The organism is Sutcliffiella horikoshii, from assembly GCF_020524325.1.
Classification (GTDB): domain Bacteria; phylum Bacillota; class Bacilli; order Bacillales; family Bacillaceae_I; genus Sutcliffiella_A; species Sutcliffiella_A horikoshii_D.
In genome coordinates this window covers 265,378-281,582 of the sequence record NZ_JAIVKY010000009.1, presented here as the reverse complement: position 1 = coordinate 281,582, position 16,205 = coordinate 265,378, and the positions used below count along the sequence as shown (strand labels likewise).

The 16,205-nt window shown below is 42.0% G+C and carries 21 protein-coding genes; 15 read left to right on the top strand and 6 right to left on the bottom strand.

The window, feature by feature from the left end:
• Positions 1 to 203 precede the first annotated feature (203 nt).
• Positions 204 to 746, top strand: coding sequence for a GNAT family N-acetyltransferase (locus LC091_RS16025; protein WP_226683027.1), 543 nt, complete (start codon positions 204 to 206; stop codon positions 744 to 746).
• 259 nt (positions 747 to 1,005) lie between these two features.
• Here LC091_RS16025 and LC091_RS16020 read toward each other — a convergent pair whose 3' ends face one another.
• On the bottom strand, positions 1,006 to 1,770 hold the full coding sequence (locus LC091_RS16020) for a DeoR/GlpR family DNA-binding transcription regulator (RefSeq protein WP_226683100.1): 765 nt from the start codon (positions 1,768 to 1,770) through the stop codon (positions 1,006 to 1,008).
• 170 nt (positions 1,771 to 1,940) lie between these two features.
• On the opposite strand from LC091_RS16020, the gene LC091_RS16015 reads away from it, so the two are divergent.
• The 6 genes from LC091_RS16015 to LC091_RS15990 are packed head-to-tail and all read left to right on the top strand — an operon-like array spanning position 1,941 to position 6,036.
• Positions 1,941 to 3,278 carry a GNAT family N-acetyltransferase gene (locus tag LC091_RS16015; protein WP_226683026.1) on the top strand — a complete coding sequence of 446 codons (1,338 nt, stop codon included), beginning with the start codon at positions 1,941 to 1,943 and terminating at the stop codon, positions 3,276 to 3,278.
• A complete protein-coding gene (locus LC091_RS16010; protein WP_226683025.1) occupies positions 3,217 to 3,576 on the top strand; it encodes a YybH family protein in 360 nt (119 codons plus the stop codon). Before LC091_RS16015 ends, LC091_RS16010 begins: the two co-directional genes overlap by 62 nt.
• A 30-nt stretch (positions 3,577 to 3,606) precedes the next feature.
• Positions 3,607 to 4,386 carry a Cof-type HAD-IIB family hydrolase gene (locus LC091_RS16005; protein WP_226683024.1) on the top strand — a complete coding sequence of 260 codons (780 nt, stop codon included), beginning with the start codon at positions 3,607 to 3,609 and terminating at the stop codon, positions 4,384 to 4,386.
• A 12-nt stretch (positions 4,387 to 4,398) separates the two neighbouring features.
• Positions 4,399 to 4,959 (top strand): GNAT family N-acetyltransferase, encoded by a 561-nt coding sequence (locus tag LC091_RS16000; RefSeq protein WP_226683023.1) that lies wholly within the window; start codon positions 4,399 to 4,401, stop codon positions 4,957 to 4,959.
• A complete protein-coding gene (locus LC091_RS15995) occupies positions 4,919 to 5,620 on the top strand; it encodes a hypothetical protein (RefSeq protein WP_226683022.1) in 702 nt (233 codons plus the stop codon). Before LC091_RS16000 ends, LC091_RS15995 begins: the two co-directional genes overlap by 41 nt.
• A 35-nt stretch (positions 5,621 to 5,655) precedes the next feature.
• Positions 5,656 to 6,036, top strand: coding sequence for a VOC family protein (locus tag LC091_RS15990; protein ID WP_226683021.1), 381 nt, complete (start codon positions 5,656 to 5,658; stop codon positions 6,034 to 6,036).
• 271 nt (positions 6,037 to 6,307) lie between these two features.
• On the opposite strand, the gene LC091_RS15985 is transcribed toward LC091_RS15990, so the two are convergent.
• Positions 6,308 to 6,619: a hypothetical protein gene (locus tag LC091_RS15985; RefSeq protein ID WP_226683020.1), complete on the bottom strand. Its 312-nt coding sequence runs from the start codon at positions 6,617 to 6,619 to the stop codon at positions 6,308 to 6,310.
• A 279-nt stretch (positions 6,620 to 6,898) separates the two neighbouring features.
• Positions 6,899 to 8,146 carry a uracil/xanthine transporter gene (locus tag LC091_RS15980; RefSeq protein ID WP_319003680.1) on the bottom strand — a complete coding sequence of 416 codons (1,248 nt, stop codon included), beginning with the start codon at positions 8,144 to 8,146 and terminating at the stop codon, positions 6,899 to 6,901.
• On the opposite strand from LC091_RS15980, the gene LC091_RS20540 reads away from it, so the two are divergent.
• From LC091_RS20540 to LC091_RS15955, 5 genes are all read left to right on the top strand, one after another.
• Positions 8,046 to 8,303 (top strand): hypothetical protein, encoded by a 258-nt coding sequence (locus LC091_RS20540; protein WP_226683105.1) that lies wholly within the window; start codon positions 8,046 to 8,048, stop codon positions 8,301 to 8,303. The two genes, LC091_RS15980 and LC091_RS20540, sit on opposite strands and share 101 nt — an antisense overlap.
• A gap of 104 nt (positions 8,304 to 8,407) precedes the next feature.
• Positions 8,408 to 9,352, top strand: a complete 945-nt coding sequence (locus LC091_RS15970; RefSeq protein WP_226683019.1) for a LysR family transcriptional regulator — start codon at positions 8,408 to 8,410, stop codon at positions 9,350 to 9,352.
• Positions 9,353 to 9,404: 52 nt separating this feature from the next.
• A complete protein-coding gene (locus LC091_RS15965) occupies positions 9,405 to 10,124 on the top strand; it encodes a YebC/PmpR family DNA-binding transcriptional regulator (protein ID WP_226683018.1) in 720 nt (239 codons plus the stop codon).
• A gap of 437 nt (positions 10,125 to 10,561) precedes the next feature.
• Positions 10,562 to 11,158, top strand: a complete 597-nt coding sequence (locus LC091_RS15960) for a GNAT family N-acetyltransferase (protein WP_226683017.1) — start codon at positions 10,562 to 10,564, stop codon at positions 11,156 to 11,158.
• Positions 11,159 to 11,163: 5 nt separating this feature from the next.
• Complete coding sequence (locus LC091_RS15955) at positions 11,164 to 11,697, top strand: GNAT family N-acetyltransferase (protein WP_226683016.1); 534 nt, start codon at positions 11,164 to 11,166, stop codon at positions 11,695 to 11,697.
• On the opposite strand, the gene LC091_RS15950 is transcribed toward LC091_RS15955, so the two are convergent.
• Both LC091_RS15950 and LC091_RS15945 read right to left on the bottom strand, forming a co-directional pair.
• Entirely contained in the window at positions 11,694 to 12,161 is a 468-nt protein-coding gene (locus tag LC091_RS15950) for a hypothetical protein (RefSeq protein ID WP_226683015.1), read from the bottom strand. The two genes, LC091_RS15955 and LC091_RS15950, sit on opposite strands and share 4 nt — an antisense overlap.
• Positions 12,162 to 12,227: 66 nt before the next feature.
• On the bottom strand, positions 12,228 to 12,674 hold the full coding sequence (locus tag LC091_RS15945; protein ID WP_226683014.1) for a hypothetical protein: 447 nt from the start codon (positions 12,672 to 12,674) through the stop codon (positions 12,228 to 12,230).
• A 522-nt stretch (positions 12,675 to 13,196) separates the two neighbouring features.
• On the opposite strand from LC091_RS15945, the gene LC091_RS15940 reads away from it, so the two are divergent.
• On the top strand, positions 13,197 to 14,048 hold the full coding sequence (locus tag LC091_RS15940; RefSeq protein ID WP_226683013.1) for an STAS domain-containing protein: 852 nt from the start codon (positions 13,197 to 13,199) through the stop codon (positions 14,046 to 14,048).
• A 256-nt stretch (positions 14,049 to 14,304) separates the two neighbouring features.
• Here the strand turns inward: LC091_RS15940 and LC091_RS15935 are convergent, their stop codons facing one another.
• Positions 14,305 to 14,715, bottom strand: coding sequence for a DUF4181 domain-containing protein (locus tag LC091_RS15935; RefSeq protein ID WP_226683012.1), 411 nt, complete (start codon positions 14,713 to 14,715; stop codon positions 14,305 to 14,307).
• Positions 14,716 to 14,817: 102 nt separating this feature from the next.
• Between LC091_RS15935 and LC091_RS15930 the strand changes: the two genes are divergently transcribed.
• A complete protein-coding gene (locus LC091_RS15930; protein WP_226683011.1) occupies positions 14,818 to 15,528 on the top strand; it encodes a GNAT family N-acetyltransferase in 711 nt (236 codons plus the stop codon).
• Positions 15,529 to 15,552: 24 nt separating this feature from the next.
• The gene (locus LC091_RS15925; protein WP_226683010.1) at positions 15,553 to 16,152 is read left to right on the top strand and encodes a hypothetical protein; all 600 of its coding nucleotides are present in this window, start codon (positions 15,553 to 15,555) and stop codon (positions 16,150 to 16,152) included.
• Positions 16,153 to 16,205: the final 53 nt, after the last annotated feature.

The following is a 16,205-nucleotide window of genomic DNA, read 5'->3' as shown; positions in this document are numbered from 1 at the left end:
CAGGATCTGCTATGACTTAAGATGCGGTAACGTGGTAAAGTGTGTGGGGAAATTTCCCTGTTTTTTTGAATGGAGAGTTTTGAGTGACTAGTAAAAATTTGGATAAATGATAGTTTAGGAGTATGGACAGTGGCGGGAAGATGTATATAATAGGAAAATATTACTTGGATTTTCTATATTTATGAGGGGAGACGTTTAGGAGCATGACGAATTTTTTGGAGACAGAGAGACTATTGTTACGTAGATTAAAGTTGGAAGACGCCCGTCGTGTCGAAGAACTGGCAAGTGACTATGAACTTGCAAAAACCACGCTTAACGTGCCGCATCCATATCCTGTGGGATCTGCGGCAGACTTCATTCAAAGCATGTGGGCAGCAGAGGAGAAAGGGTTAGTGGTTTTTGCGGTGGTGGAAAAAGAGAGCGAAAGTCTAGTAGGGATCATTAATATCAAGCAGACGCTTGCTTTTAAACGCGGCGAGCTTGGATACTGGATTGGCCGTCCTTACTGGGGAAAAGGGTATGGGACAGAGGCGGCACGAGCGATGGTTGCATATGGGTTTGACACGCTGAGATTAAACAAGGTGTTCGCGGGTGCATTCGTTGATAATCCCGGGTCTTGGCGCATTATGGAGAAAGTAGGCTTGAAGCACGAGGGAACCTGGCGCCAGCATGCGATGCGGGACGGAAAATTTGTGGATTTAGCTTATTATGGGTTGTTGCGGGAGGAGTATGAGAGGGGAGAGTAGTTGATTTGGGAATCGTTCTTGGAGAGCAGAGCTGGTGGAAAATAGAGTTTGGCATGAACTCGGGGTGTTTTGGCATGAACTCTGAGCATTTTGGCACGAACTTGAGGTGTTTCGGCATGAACTCGGGCCGTTTTGGCACGAACTTTGTGCATTTCCGCATCAACTCAGCGAATTACAGTGAAATCATCGCTTAATATCCATACATTTCATTAAAAAAAGCGACAGTACCCATCCTCCCTGTCGCTTTCTCCTTATAAATCTATACTCCAGCCACAAAAACCTCTACCCCGGCAGCCTTCAAGGCATCAACTTTCTCCTTATCGGTCTCCGAATCCGTTATCACCACATCCAATTTCCCAGTCGGATACATACCGGCAAACATCTCCTGGCCGACCTTCGTGTGCTCAAACATGGCGACTAGTTTCTTCGAATTGTCATAAACAGTTTTATAAAATATCGCCACTTCTGGCGTTGCAGTGCTCAGACCTTTTACAGAAAGTGCCCCTGCCGTTGCAAAGCATAAATCTACGGTGAACTGTCGCGCAAATTCATTGGCCAATGCATCTGTGATGTTACCTGAGCTTTTCACATTCCCGCCAATCAAAAACGTGGAGATGTTTTCAGAAGCTCGTAAAGCATACGCAATTTCAAGCGAGTTAGTCAGCACCGTGAACGGAATATCCTTTGGCAAATATTTGAGTAACACATAATGAATCGAAGCCCCGCCGATAAAAACGGTTTGGTTAGCTTTTACATACGCGGCAGCCACTTTTGCAATGGCATTTTGGTGTTCCGTGCCGTCCCCAAAGCGCTCCCCAGGTGGGCGTGGCATGGTACGAACGGATGCAACTGGAATTGCACCCCCGTGGGTTCTTTTCAATAACCCCTGTTCTTCCATGATGGATAGGTCTCTGCGGATGGAATCAATGGACATATGGAATTGATCGGCTAAATCCTTAGCCAACACTCTTCCATCCTGCTCTAAAACTTTCAAAATTTCTCCCCGTCTTTCATCTGTAAACAAAATCATCACCCCGATGTTTAGTTTCAACTTCATTCCAATTATTTCATGTTTATTCAATGATAATTTTCGTGTTTTAGCTTTTTTATTCTGTTTTCGGGTTTGAAAAAGGATAAAACATGCAAAGAGTCGAAAAGTGTAGAAAGTGTATTTTGAAAGAAAAGGTGATAGTGATGTACAGAATTCCAGAAAACGTACAAAAGGTTTTAGCCCTTTTTATAGATAAGTGCAATAAAGAGTTACCAGGATTGCTAGAAGGTATGTACCTTCACGGATCTATTGTTATTGATGCGTACATAGAAGGGCAAAGTGACATTGATTTTGTTGCGGTGACCAGCAGGAAGCTAACAAATGACGACGCAGCTACTTTGAAAAATATCCATCTGGAACTTGCAGAAACATGCAAAAAGCCACAGTTGGATGGCATATACGTGCAATCTGCTGACTTAGCAGCTGAGGGTTATTTTTATAACGAAGGGACCTTTGGTAAAGCGGTCCACGATACTCCAATTACGTGGTGGTTGCTCAAGAACAAAGGCGTAACGATCTTGGGGCCGGCCGCTAGCGAACTTCCCCATGACGTAACAACGGAAGATCTCTCAACCTGTGTACGAAAAAACATGAATGAATACTGGGCCAAAAGAACTTCTGCCATGGAACAGAAAAAAGAACAGTTAATGACATACCCGGTCGAGATTATTGAAACCGAAATGGAATGGACAGTGCTGGGGTTGCTGCGACAATTTTACACATTGAGGGAGCAGGATATCATCTCCAAGTTAGCTGCAGGGGAGTATGGACTGCGTGAACTTGAACCTAAATGGCAGGGGCTCATACAAGAGGCAATGAATATAAGGAAAGGCAATCAAGACAGAATCTTTACTACGAACGAAGAACGAGTAAACGCAACCATCCATTTTGCTAAAGAGCTGATTAGCTCTTGTAATCAAAAAGATCTTACTAAAAGAGAGGTAATCCTAGAAGGCTATCGACCAGAATATTTAGAAGAACTATTAAAATATGAGCTTACTGAAAGTCAGTTAGAATTCACCTCACACCCTAAAGATGCGTTATTAGCTTGTGAAACAGATAAGAGGCGGCATCCCATAGTTATTTTGGAGAAAGGGCAGCCTGCAGGTTTTTTTGTGCTATATCAGGGGGCGGAGCTTCCAAGCTACACCGATAATCCTAATGCTATGCTGTTACGGGCTTACTCGGTTGCGGTTCCTTTTCAAGGAAAGGGAATTGCAGGTACTTCACTAGAGTTGCTAACTGATTATGTGGAGGGTAATTTCCCTCATGTGGATGAGGTAGTATTGGCAGTAAACGTACGGAATGAAGCGGCACAACGGGTGTACCTAAGAGCGGGATTTGAAGACAGTGGAAAAAGAGTAATGGGACGGATGGGAGAACAGTATGTGTATCGACTAAGGTTAGAGGAGAATGACTATGGATTATCAAATCGCATTAAATCAATACATCAAAGCAACCAACACACACAACTTCGATAATGTGGAAAGAATGCTCCACAACGATGTGGTCTACTGGTTCACAAATAAATCCTGCACGACCACAGAAGAAATCCGTGCCTTTTTTGAAAACGCATGGGACACCATCAAAGAGGAAGTATACGCTGCTAAAGATGTGAAGTGGATAGCGGTGGATGAGCGCACCGCGACGTGCCTCTATACTTTTTATTTTCAAGGATACATGAACGGGGAGTTCATCTCAGGAAGCGGACGCGCAACCAATGTTTTTGTAAAAGAAAAGGAAGAATGGAAGTTGATTCATGAGCATTTGAGCCGATAAAAAGAAAAATGGTTTTATAAGGGGAATGTTATGGATTGCAAAATAGTATTTTTCGATATTGATGGCACTATCACGCATCACGAGGACGGCAGTATTTCAGAGAGAACAAAAGCCGCCATCCAAGCGTTAAAAGATAAAGGAATCATTGTGGTTGCTGCAACGGGCCGCCCGCTGTCGATGTGTGAAGAGATTCGGGAGCTTGGAATTGATACATTTATCACAGCCAATGGAGGGTATGCCAAGCATTTAGAAGAGGTCGTTCACAAAATTCCGCTGAACAAAAAGGTGATGGAAGAAGTAGTTCAGTTTGCTTCCGAACAAAATCATGGTCTTTCTTTTTATACAGAAGGCTTTCATATGAACGAAGTGGAGGAGCCAAGAATCTCCCAAGCCTTGAAAGAAACACTTGGGGTACTAGGTTTAGAGGACTTTTCGGTAATGGACCACAGCAAGGAGCAGGAAGTCTATCTCATGTGCTTATTTGCTGCGGAAGAAATGATGGATCCATATAAAGAAAGATTCCCACACTTAACATTCAGAAGATGGCACCCTTTCATTTTGAACGTCCTACAAGAAGATGTGTCCAAATCTGTCGCCATTATGAAAATATTAAACTACTTCGGTATCGAAAAGTCCGATGCGGTCGCATTTGGGGACGGGGAGAATGACATCGACATGCTAGAGCTTGTTGGCTATGGTATCGCCATGGGCAACGGCAGCAACAGGTTGAAATCCGTTGCTGACTTTGTCACGAAAAAATCCAGTGAAGATGGAATTGAGTATGCATTGAAAAAACTACAAATCATTTAGGGGGACAAAACCATGTTCATACATAAAATTGACGAGGAACTATCTTTGAAACTAGCAGAGGAAAAAGATGCGGAGCGACTGTTTGAGCTGACCGACAATTCAAGGGATTATCTGCGTGAGTGGTTGCCTTGGCTTGACTTCACTAAGAAGGTGGAGGACTCTAGAAATTTCATAAAAGGAACCAGACAAAGTTACGCGGAAAATCAAGCGATGACAACGATGATTCTTTACAAGGGTGAAATAGTAGGAGCGGCAAGCTACAACACACTCGACTGGACAAACAAAGTGGCATACATCGGGTACTGGCTGGATAAGGATTATCAAGGAAATGGCATCATGACGAGGGTGGCGGAAGCACTGACGGACTATGCCATCATCGAGCTTGGAATGAACCGCGTCGATATTCGTGCCGCGGTGGAGAATGTAAAAAGCAGGTCGATTCCAGAAAGACTCGGATTTACGTTGGAAGGGAAGATTCGCCAAGCGGAATGGCTGTATGACCATCATGTAGATCATGCGGTGTACGGAATGCTTGCGGAAGATTGGAAAAAACGAAAAGCTGGAGGAATGTAAGCTGAAACGAAAATATATATGGTGGGGGTCAGGGGGAATCGTCCTGGCCTTGCTTGTGTCATTAGTCTTTTGGGGTTCTCCTTGGGGGATATGGACGAACAAGCAGGCATTTGAAGTCTATTTGGAAGAAAAGTATGGAAAGGATTTTGTGATTGAGGATATCTCGTTTGATTTTTTCAATACGAGAAAATATAACGCTTATGCCTATGTAAAAGACGAACCAAATCTTTTGTTTTATGTGGGGCAGAATAGGTATACAGGTCAGACGGAAGATGGGTATGCATCTGAGGTTTGGAGCTTTAAAGCAAAAGAAGAAGTTGGTCCAATTGTTGAAAAATATTATCCAGACCACTTTAACTATGGTGTTAGTTTGATCTTACCTGAAACTGAACCAAAAGAGGTTATTAGAGCCGATTATAAAAAGCACGCAACAGTTGAAGTAGGTGTCTCACTTGATAATATTCAAGTGAACAGCGCTAACAGTGAGACGGAAATAGAGAGGGCGTTTCTCCTTTTACAAGCCTTAAAAGAAAAAGGAGTTCCCCTTCATCATTTTGGCATTAGCTATGAGAATCGGACGCTCCAACTGCAGGAGGAGGAGATTTCAAGGATTCAAAGTGCCGAGGATCTCGGAGAGTATTTAGTGTTATATCGAAAATAAAGCTTTCGAAGAATCTATGGTGAGGAGCGGTTTGCATGAGTGAGTTATTCAAAAGAATTGATACGGTATTCCTTGAGGTAACTGATATGGAGAAATCGATTGGATGGTACACAGATGTACTTGGTTTTTCGGTCAGGTGGCATGATGTGGAGAATGGGTATGCAGCAATTGAGATGGGGGAGACACCACTGACGCTTGTGCGGGCGGAAAAAGTGACGCCGGGATCTCATTGTCTATTGAACTTTTATTCTTCAGATATATATGATGCGCATCAGAAACTGCGGGAGCGCGGAGTTCCGGTAGACGACGTCGTGGATTACGGAACGGTTTTGTCATTCGAGTTTAAGGATCCGGACGGCCATATTCTTGGGGTTTGTTATTTTGAGGAGGAGCCTGTACCGGCAAAGGATTCTTAAGGTGGAAGCTTACAATGGATATATCATTTTTGCAATGGATATATTGCTCCTTACAATGGATATATCATTTATATAATTGATATATTACTTTTACAATGGATAAAACGAATTTACAATGGATATCCTCATTTTCACGTTTCAATTGGGTGGTGCCAATCCGAAAAATAGACTCAGTCACTTAAAAACCAAGCTAATTACCTAAAACCACTTTTAAAAAGACCTTATTGCACAAAATCAAGAAGCCTCTCCACATCCGCGAAAGGCTTCTTGCTCATTTTACTCTCTTAATCAAAAACCCAACTCGCTCCTCATAGCCTTCATCAAGCGATGACAGCTTTGGAATCGCAATTCCGTCTTGTAACTGCTTTCCCTTATAAAAGATATAGTAGTCCTTGGTTTCTATTTTCGAATGGTCGTTTAAGTGGAATTTTGCATGACCCGCAAGGAAGAAATCATCCCCCTCCTGATAGTGCACCACCATTTCATCCTCATAAATGGGCTTCCTTAACAAAATGACTCCAGCAACAAAAGTGACGACTTTTATTAAAAGGAACGCAACCACTAACGGAACAAGAAATGCCATAACGGTGGACAGGGCAAATATTCCAGTAGGCACCTCTCCGTACATTTTAAGCAAATCAATTAAAGAATAAATGCTGAAAATAAAAGCCCCTACATAAAAGAGGATTCTCCCGTAGCGCCAAGGTTTAAAGTGATCAACCAGCGCGGATAAAGCGTGTCTTGTGACTTCGTATGTAAATTCTATTTGGCGAATGATGGTATCCTCCTAGTTCTCTGTGATTATTATATTACCACTAGAAAGGGTGAGGGAAACATAAAAAGCATAGCCAATCCCCCAGGATCAGCTATGCTCAACTGCCTTATCCTCAAATTGTCCCCAGTTCGTCACCTTCTCCAACACAATCGAAAGAAGCACGCCCATGATCAAGCCATTCGCAAGGAACGGTTGCAATAACACGGGCAAAGGACCAAACACGGCCGGCGAAGTGTTCATCAAGCAAACTCCCAATAATACAGGCGCGGCCAAACGGAAAATGGTATCCGAGTTGAAAACAGCGCCTCGCAAACTCCCATACGCAGTCCCGAATAGTTGGAGGTACGCCACAAACAGCACTGCATTCCCGACTGTCATCGGCATCGTCACCAAGAACGAGGTCAACGGTGGTACAAGCCCGATAGCGGCAAGCATGATACCACCGATGAAAAACGGCTTTCGGTCCAATATTCGCGTACTCTGTAAAAATCCGATCGTCGACGTGAACGGTGTGTACGGGACAAGGCCGAACAAGGATGCGATGACAGAAAACAAACCGGTAAAAAAGAAGGAGTTTCTGAATTGTCCCGGTTTGGCTGTCTCACCGTAAAGGTCTGCCGCCGCTTGAACGGAGGCGATCGTGTTACTCATATTCAACACCCCGGCGAAAAATGCGACGGCAATAATACCGTATTCAAGGTTCGGTGCACCAAGCGGGAACAGGTCAAAGGCAAAAGCTGCAGCTGGCGCATCCTGACCGCTACCAGGGAACAGCAGCACATAGGCAATCCATCCGACGACAATCCCTATGAGAATCGCGAAGTTCCCGATAACCCTTGGTGCTTTTATTTTTAACACACTTACAAATATGACCAGCATCACAGAAAGGATGCTGACAGGTACGTTCATTACGCCATCCTCTGAAATGCCAAGCATTCCTTGGAAAAATACCATCATCAATTGAAAGGTTAATAGGAAAAGATACACCGTCATGACCATCGGCGTGAAAATCCGTGGCAGTACGGATGTCCAGCCGAAGACTGCAAGCAGCATCGTAAATCCACCCGCAAGCAACAGTCCTGTCGCAACGCCTCCACCAATCTCCGTGAAACTCATACCGAGTGACGAGGCGGTAAGTCCAAGGTTCAACATGACGCCCCATAATAAACCAGAGTGTCCTTCGAGCAACGGGTAACGATGCCCCAACCAGCCCTGAAAGATGCATGCCAGCCCCGTGAACAGCAGGGAGGCGCTCAGCATCATCCGGCTTACTTCCGGTGACACATCAAAAGCGGCCCCGACCGATAACGGAACCACGACTGTATTGGCGAAAATGAAAAAGAGCCATTGTATGGAAGAAAACATCGTAAACGATGAGAATAATTTATTCATAGAAGTTCCTTTCTTAGTTGCATTTGTAGTTCAACGTGCGCATAAAAATGTTGATTTACATGGACCCTGGTTCCTTCAGATGTCGATTTTGCATCAATAAGTAAAGCAATCATCACTATTAAGTTAAGTATAATAAGAATTAGAATCGCTCTCATTCTATTCTCCTGCCTCTCTCCAAATATATGGTATCATATGTAAAACCATATGGATGATATTTGTTTTGTTGTGGAATCATATGAAAAAAATATAGGAGATGAAATCTGGATGGATATCCGGCAATTGCGCTATTTTACTGTCATTGCGGAAGAGAAAAATATTTCACAGGCTGCACGGAAATTACATATGTCCCAGCCTCCATTAAGCCAACAATTAAAGTTGATGGAAGAAGAATTGGGAGTAAGTCTTGTACATCGCGAAGGAAAAAAGCTTAGGCTGACTGAAGCGGGAGAAAGGCTTTATCACCATGCGGTACAGGTCACCAAACTGATGGAAGAAGGAATGGAGGAAGTGAAGGAAGTAGGTGAGGGATTAAAGGGCTCTTTGAAAATTGGGGTGAACACGCTGTCTGAAATTTCGCTTAGCAGATTGTTATTTGCATTCAAAGAAAAGTATCCTTTGGTAACCTATGAAATTCATCAAAATGAATCAGGTCATTTGTTTCAACATTTACGTGAACGTGCAATAGACTTGGCAGTGATTCGTTTTCCCGTACAATCAGATGAATTTGCCCACTTTATGCTAAAGAGGGAACCATTCTATTTTGTCAGTAGGGAAGCTTGGCACGAATCATTGACTTTAGATAAGATTGCTGGACAATCACTGGTTCTTCCAAGCACAAAAGGACAAGGCCTTTTCGATTATATTCTGCAGGCTTTTGCACAAAGAGGAATTGAACCAAACATTGTGTGTGCGAGTTCGGACTTAACGTTGCTATCGAGTCTTGTCCAGCAAGGCTTTGGAACAACCTTGGTTCCAGAGAGTGCCATGCATATATTTTCTGGAGCAAAAGTCCATTCGTATTTGGTGGAGGATGAGGATCTGACGTCTCAATACGGGGTTGCCTGGATGAAAAAATACTATTTATCAAAGGTTGCAACCAGATTTCTCGAGATGTATAAGGAAATCACTCGAAACCCTCTGGGAAGTTGATGTATAATAGAACAAGTTATATCTTTTAATTTCTGAAAGAGAGTGAATATATATGGGTCGTAAATGGAACAACATTAAGGAAAAAAAGGCGGCAAAGGATCAGAATACAAGTAGAGTCTATTCTAAATTTGCTCTTGAAATTTATGTAGCAGCAAAGCAAGGCGAGCCAGATCCAGAATCCAACATGGCGTTGAAATTCGTGCTAGAGCGTGCGAAAACGTACAACGTACCACGTAACATCATCGACCGCGCAATCGATAAAGCAAAAGGCGGCGGAGAAGAGAGCTATAACGAGCTTCGTTACGAAGGGTTTGGACCAAACGGATCAATGGTAATTGTAGACACACTAACAAACAACGTAAACCGTACAGCATCCGAAGTGCGTGCAGCATTCGGAAAAAATGGCGGTAACATGGGCGTAAGTGGATCAGTTGCTTACATGTTCGACGCAACGGCTGTATTTGCATTCGAAGGAAAAACTTCCGACGAAGTGCTTGAAGTGTTGATGGAAGCGGATCTAGACGTACGTGACATCATGGAAGAAGAGGAAACGGTAATCGTGTACGCAGAGCCGGATCAATTCCATGCCGTGCAAACAGCGTTAAAAGGCGCAGGCGTAGAAGAATTCACCGTAGCAGAGTTGACAATGTTAGCGCAAAACGAAGTAGAACTTCCAGGAGATGCGCAAGAGCAGTTTGAAAAGCTGATCGATGCGTTGGAAGACTGCGACGACGTGCAACGTGTGTATCATAATGTGGACTTGGGAGAATAAGTTAATTTTGGGAGCAGGCTTCTATCTTTAGGGATGGAGGCCTGTTTTTTGTTTGTGATATAGTAATCTCAAAAGTTAATTTTGATTTTTTGTGTGAAACCGTTGGGAGGCAAGAGGCTAGTTTTTTCTTGAACAAACGATTGTTTAAAAATTGCTATGCTACTATAAGAGGTTGTTGCTCTGGCTGGGCGATTGGTTTTTTGTGAAATTGTGCAGCGCTGAATCCTTTGGTGGGAATTAGTCGAAAAACGAGGGGAATTAGTCAAAAAAGCGGTCCAATTAGTCAAAAAACCTATTCAATTTATCGAAAAAACACTTCAATTTATCGAGAATCCATATATTCCCACGAAAAAATCTTAATCAAACAATAAAATGAAACTAAAACTCTACTAAAAACGTAAATTACTTAATTACCTAACTCAAAGGAGCCTTTACGTATGACAACTTCTACTCAAACCACCATCCAAGGAACCAAAATCCAACTAAAACAGCTCACCATCCAAGATTTGCCGCTACTCTATCACCTAATGTACGGCGACCCAAATCCAGAATACAAAAAATGGGACGCACCATACTTCCCACTTGAAATGATCGACGAGGAAACCTACCTATCGAAGATGACGAAACAACTAAACGAAGGTCTGGACTCCATTTACCTTATCCAAACAACTAACGAAGAACCCCAAACCATTGGCAGCGTCATCTACTACTGGGAGCACGAACCTTCCAATTGGCTTGAAATGGGCATCATCATCTACCTGCCGGAATTCTGGAACGGCGGCTTTGGAACTGAGGCCATCCAACTATGGACCGACCACCTTTTCCAAACAAAACCGCAAATTCCGAGAGTAGGTTACACAACCTGGTCCGGCAACCATCGCATGGTAAAAGTCGGTGCCAAACTGAATTTTACCCAAGAAGCCCGCATCCGAAATGTTCGAACCTACCAGGGCAAGTTGTACGATTCCATCCGGATGGGCATGTTGCGCGAGGAATGGGAGCAAATGGAATCCACCCAAAAAGGAGGAAACTAAAAACCATGCAAACATACACTGAACTCACCAAAGCGAATGAACGAGACCTTGTCCATTTGCTGACAACAGAAACCTGGCCATACCATGGAACCGAAAACCCGACAGAGGAAGCCATACAAGCTTCCATCCAACAAGGCAACTACACAAACGCTGACACAAAGACTTTCCTTATCCAAGACAAAAACAATACCGTCATCGGTATGTTCAGACTTTTCGACATTGAAGATCCGACTTGCCTGTTCGACATCAGACTCAAACAACAAGCAAGAGGTCAAAACCGCGGCGCCCATGCTGTAAAATGGCTCACTGAATTTGCATTCACCACCTACCCGCACCTAATCAGAATCGAAGGTCATACCCGCCACGACAACCTGGCGATGCGCAAAACCTTCCACAACAGCGGGTACGTCAAAGAAGCCTACCACCGAAGTGCCTGGCCACAAAACGATAAGCTTTTTGATTCCGTCGGCTATGCCATCACACGCAAGGATTGGGAGCAAAACATAACAACGCCAATCGAGGACCACGTCCCGTTCTAACAATTTTTTGGACAGAGAATTAAATCAGAGTGTGATAAAATCTCGATTGCTCGTTCCAAATCAGAAGTATCGAGGAACACATTAGTGTTCTCACCTATATACATACTTTCCACCTGCAATTCACACCAGAGCGCACCAAAAAGGTCGTTAAGCTGTCCGGACTGTCCAGCCGGCAGCTTTACCACCTGAATAACCTGTCTTTCTTTAAAAGGAATGCCGTACCCGCGCAAAACTCTACGAACTCCCTGTAGATCTCTTGTTGTTTCGCCATTGCTATTGCCAAGTACTATTTTTACAAGATGTGTATCCTCATCCAGTTTCGTATGAAAGTAGGCATTTACATTAATCTCTTGCTCTGCCAAACCATCCAAAATACAACTTAATGCCCAATCGTCCACCTGGAAAGAAAACTGCGTCCGAATCAAATAATCAAAAGACTCCACTACTTCCGGCATTTCACGCATCGCAGACAACTCCCTCAACCTGAGTTTTACCTTATAATATGCAGCACACGAGGAAAAGGCATTACTTCAATCTAAACAACGAGGCGGGTTCTCTTCCGACAACAACCGAATGGCGTATCCAATATTGGAAACATCCAAATAAATATTATTATCCTCCCCAAGATAAATTGCGCGAACCTGCATCTTGCACCACAGCGTTCCAAATATGGCATTGACTTGACCGGGAACACCAGAAATACTATCAAGCAGTTGAATGACCTGATTCTCCCTGTAACGAACACCAACTTGCTTCATCACCTTTCGAACCGCCCTAAAGTCGCGCTCGCTCTCTGCAATCGAGGTACCTACAACCATGCGGACAAAATTGAACTTCTTGCCGGCAAGCGTCTGGAAATAGCCATTGATATTCACGCTTTCCTCAGCTAGTCCATTTAAGATACGGCTCAGATCCCGGTCACTCACAGAAAAAGTAAACTGTGCTCTGATATTGAAATCCAGACATGCATTTCCCATCCCATTTCACTCCCATAAAAAGTCTTTCCTATAGGATATGAGACTTGGCTTGGCATGCTTGGACTTCTCCCTAAGTAGTTTTTCTGTCTTTCCACCATTTAAAAAGAGAGAAAAGTAGAATCACGGCAAGCGTACATAAAATGACTATGAATTTGTTCGGCTGGGACTCGGAGGAAGTAATAGCGGTGGATGCTGCCTCCCCGTTAACAACCTGTGGAAACCAGAGTATTAAAAATATACTTATAATTAGAAACCGGTATTTAACCAGCAATCCCATTTTAACCATCGCCCCTTTTAGTTAATATCGTGAACAATGACCTAGTATTTAGTTTATTAGAAAATATTCTGATAAATTCATAGATTAAAGCGAAATTGATGTAAATAAGTAGATTAAAAAGATAGAAAATAGGGAAAGGGGAATAAGATGGACTTTATTATTACATAATTATTTTATAGAGATAGGATGCATAATCCAGAGAAGGGAAACGTGTAATGCAAAACACTTCTTATAGCACACAAAAAATGATCTACAAAAATTTTGATGAAGCAGCAGATAATATCCTGAAAATGATGAGCAGGCTACTCGACATCAATACTCTCTTCATTGCCAAAAACGACCGATGCACGAACAAAATCATGAAAGTTCTCAATAAAAAGGATATTTTGCTAGAAGAAGGTGGCACCCTTCCATTTGAGCAGACATTCTGCAAGTTATCTGTGGACCACGGGAGTAAGCCTCTAATCATTCCGGACATTACGCAAAGTGACCTGACAAAGGACATGATGGTGACCAAAAGTCTGGGCGGCGGTTGCTTTATAGGAATCCCTATTTACTATGAGGATGGGGGAAACTATGGAACACTATGTGGATTGGATACTAGGCCGCATAATTTGGGAGAAGAGCTTATCGAAGTTTTTGAAACAATGGGGTCGTTGCTTACATATGTTCTAGAACTAGATGAGGCATATCAACAAATTCGGAGCCTGTCCGTTCCATTCATACCGATCACACAAGGTGTTGCCGCCCTTACGATAACAGGTAATGTCAATGAACAACGAGCAGACAACATCATTACCCTTGCCTTAGAAAAAAGTCAGGACCTAGCCTTGGACTATTTAATTATCGACCTTTCTGGTATAGGGAAAATAAATGAATTAGTCAGTTACTCTTTACTTAAGATAGTTAACCTCCTCCATATAATAGGAGTAAAACCAATCTTAACCGGAATCACCCCGGATGTTGCCATAAAAGCAATCGGTATTGGATTTGAGACAGGTGATATCCTTGTTCAGTCCAACCTGGAACATGCTTTAAAGAAAATTGGGTTTAGTTTGTTAAAGGATAGCACCTACCTGAAAAAGCAACCAAGGTGATGGTTGCTTTAAGCTTGTTGAAATGTGTAGGGATTTATTGATATATTGTGAAATTTCTCGATATCTATCTTGTTTTTCTTGATAAATTACGAAATTTCTTGATATCCACCCTGAATTTCTTGATATATCGCAAAATTTCTTGATATCCGCCACTTCCGTCACCACCTACAGCAAAAAAAAGCCTACTGCACTGCAGCATGCAATTTTAGAAGTCCAAATCCTGAAAGCAACCAAGATGATGGTTGCTTTTTCCGCTTTAGGTAACATTTAAATTTAATAAGTTCATCCCAAAAACTAGGATGACAGAAACAAGTAATATAACCATGTCACTAACGGTTAAAATCGCTTCTTTTGGATTATCAGTATATCTCCATTCAAAGAAAGCCCGCACCAAATAGTCCGAAATAATTATTAATACAAGAACCAATGAGATACTTAAAATAGAAATACGCTCATAAGAAATCAGGAAAATAAGAATAAAGTTTACAATCACAGTAACGATCCTTATTCCCCAATCAATTTTGGCGTGCCATTTATTAATATGATTGTAAGAAAAGAGCTTCTTTTTAGTCTTTTTGATGTTAAATAGTTTCCGTAAAAACCACTTTGCTAGATACATGATGGAAAAAACGATAATAAACATAAACAACATATTTAACCAAAACATATGTACCCTCCATTAAAGAAAACTCTCACTCAATAAGTGTATTCCAATAATTTCTAGATTTCCATATTTTAATATGATATTTTTTGAGTGGGAGGAGAAAAAATGAACTTATTTAATGTCATCAAAAATAAACAGGAGTATTGGCTTGTTGATCAAATCAAAAAGGAAGAAGGTTCAACTGAATCATACATACACGAATTGGCAGCTATCCTAGAGAATTGGGAGCGTTTAGAGATTGGATATTTGTCCCTGCTAATGGATGAACAATTTGAAAGCTGGTTGCTTGAGAGGAAGTTCAGTAAGATTTCAAGTATCGTTGAATACACAAGAGATTTAAAGGAATTGCAGAGTACGGAAAATCAAATAGTTCCGCACTCTCTTGCAGAAGGGTTAATGGATGATCAAAAATATGCAGAGCTTTATGAGCTTTGCCGGTCGGTCTCTGCTAACAAAAATACGAAACAACCAATATCCCAGGTGATGAGTTCACTAGAAAATGAACTAGGACAGGAATGGCGCAAGCATTGCTATTATTTTTTGAAAGACGGAGCCTTTGCAGGAATCAGCATCCCTCATATTGAAATGGGCACGAAAGATGAAGGGAGATTATTTTATTTCGGAGTAGTGCCAGCCCTAAGAGGTCAAGGAATTGGAGCGAATATTCACCTAATAAGTATGCATTTACTCAAGCATTTCCATGCAACCTACTATGTCGGCAGCACGGATGTGAACAATGCCAATATGATAAAGATTTTTGAGAAAAATGGTTGTGAGCTTCGTGATAAGAAAGGGATTTATAAGATAGTCAGGTAAGCATTTTGAAGGAGAGAATATGACATGTGGAAATCTATGCCGTTTGAACGTCCCACTGATTATTATGATAATAAAGCACTTGGAATTGATGAAAAAATTTGTGAACTATTAAAAACTAGGCGGGAGGTTACAAATGGTAATCCGGGCTTCCCTCCACTTGATTACATATCCCAATGGGCACAAGAGTATGGACATTATGAATCTCAATTGCATGCTCTTTTTAATTTGATAATGAGAGATGATTATTATCGTCCAGTTTTAGAACCAACAGGTTTTAGAAAAATTGTTCAGATTTTCAAATCTACTATTGTTGATGAAAAAATGTACTACATAGCGTATCTTCGTCAATATGAGAACGCTACAGTGGTTTATTTAAATATTGATTGGGAAGAAAACTCTCCGAAAGAGCATGACCCCGGTTTATATGAGCTTGCAATAGAAGGAAGCAAAGAATACCATGCCAGAATGCAAGGGGGAAGTGGGTCATCTGGTCAATATTCTTTCAATTTCATCGTGGACCCACCATTACCGGATGATCCTCAGGGTATCAAGATGATCTTCAAGAAAGTGAAATTACCACATGAAAAAAATTCGACAGATGTAGAATTAGTTTTTAAACTGTAAGCCCACTTAATGCCTTTGCCTCGAATAAAGGGAAATATCACACTAAAAAAAGG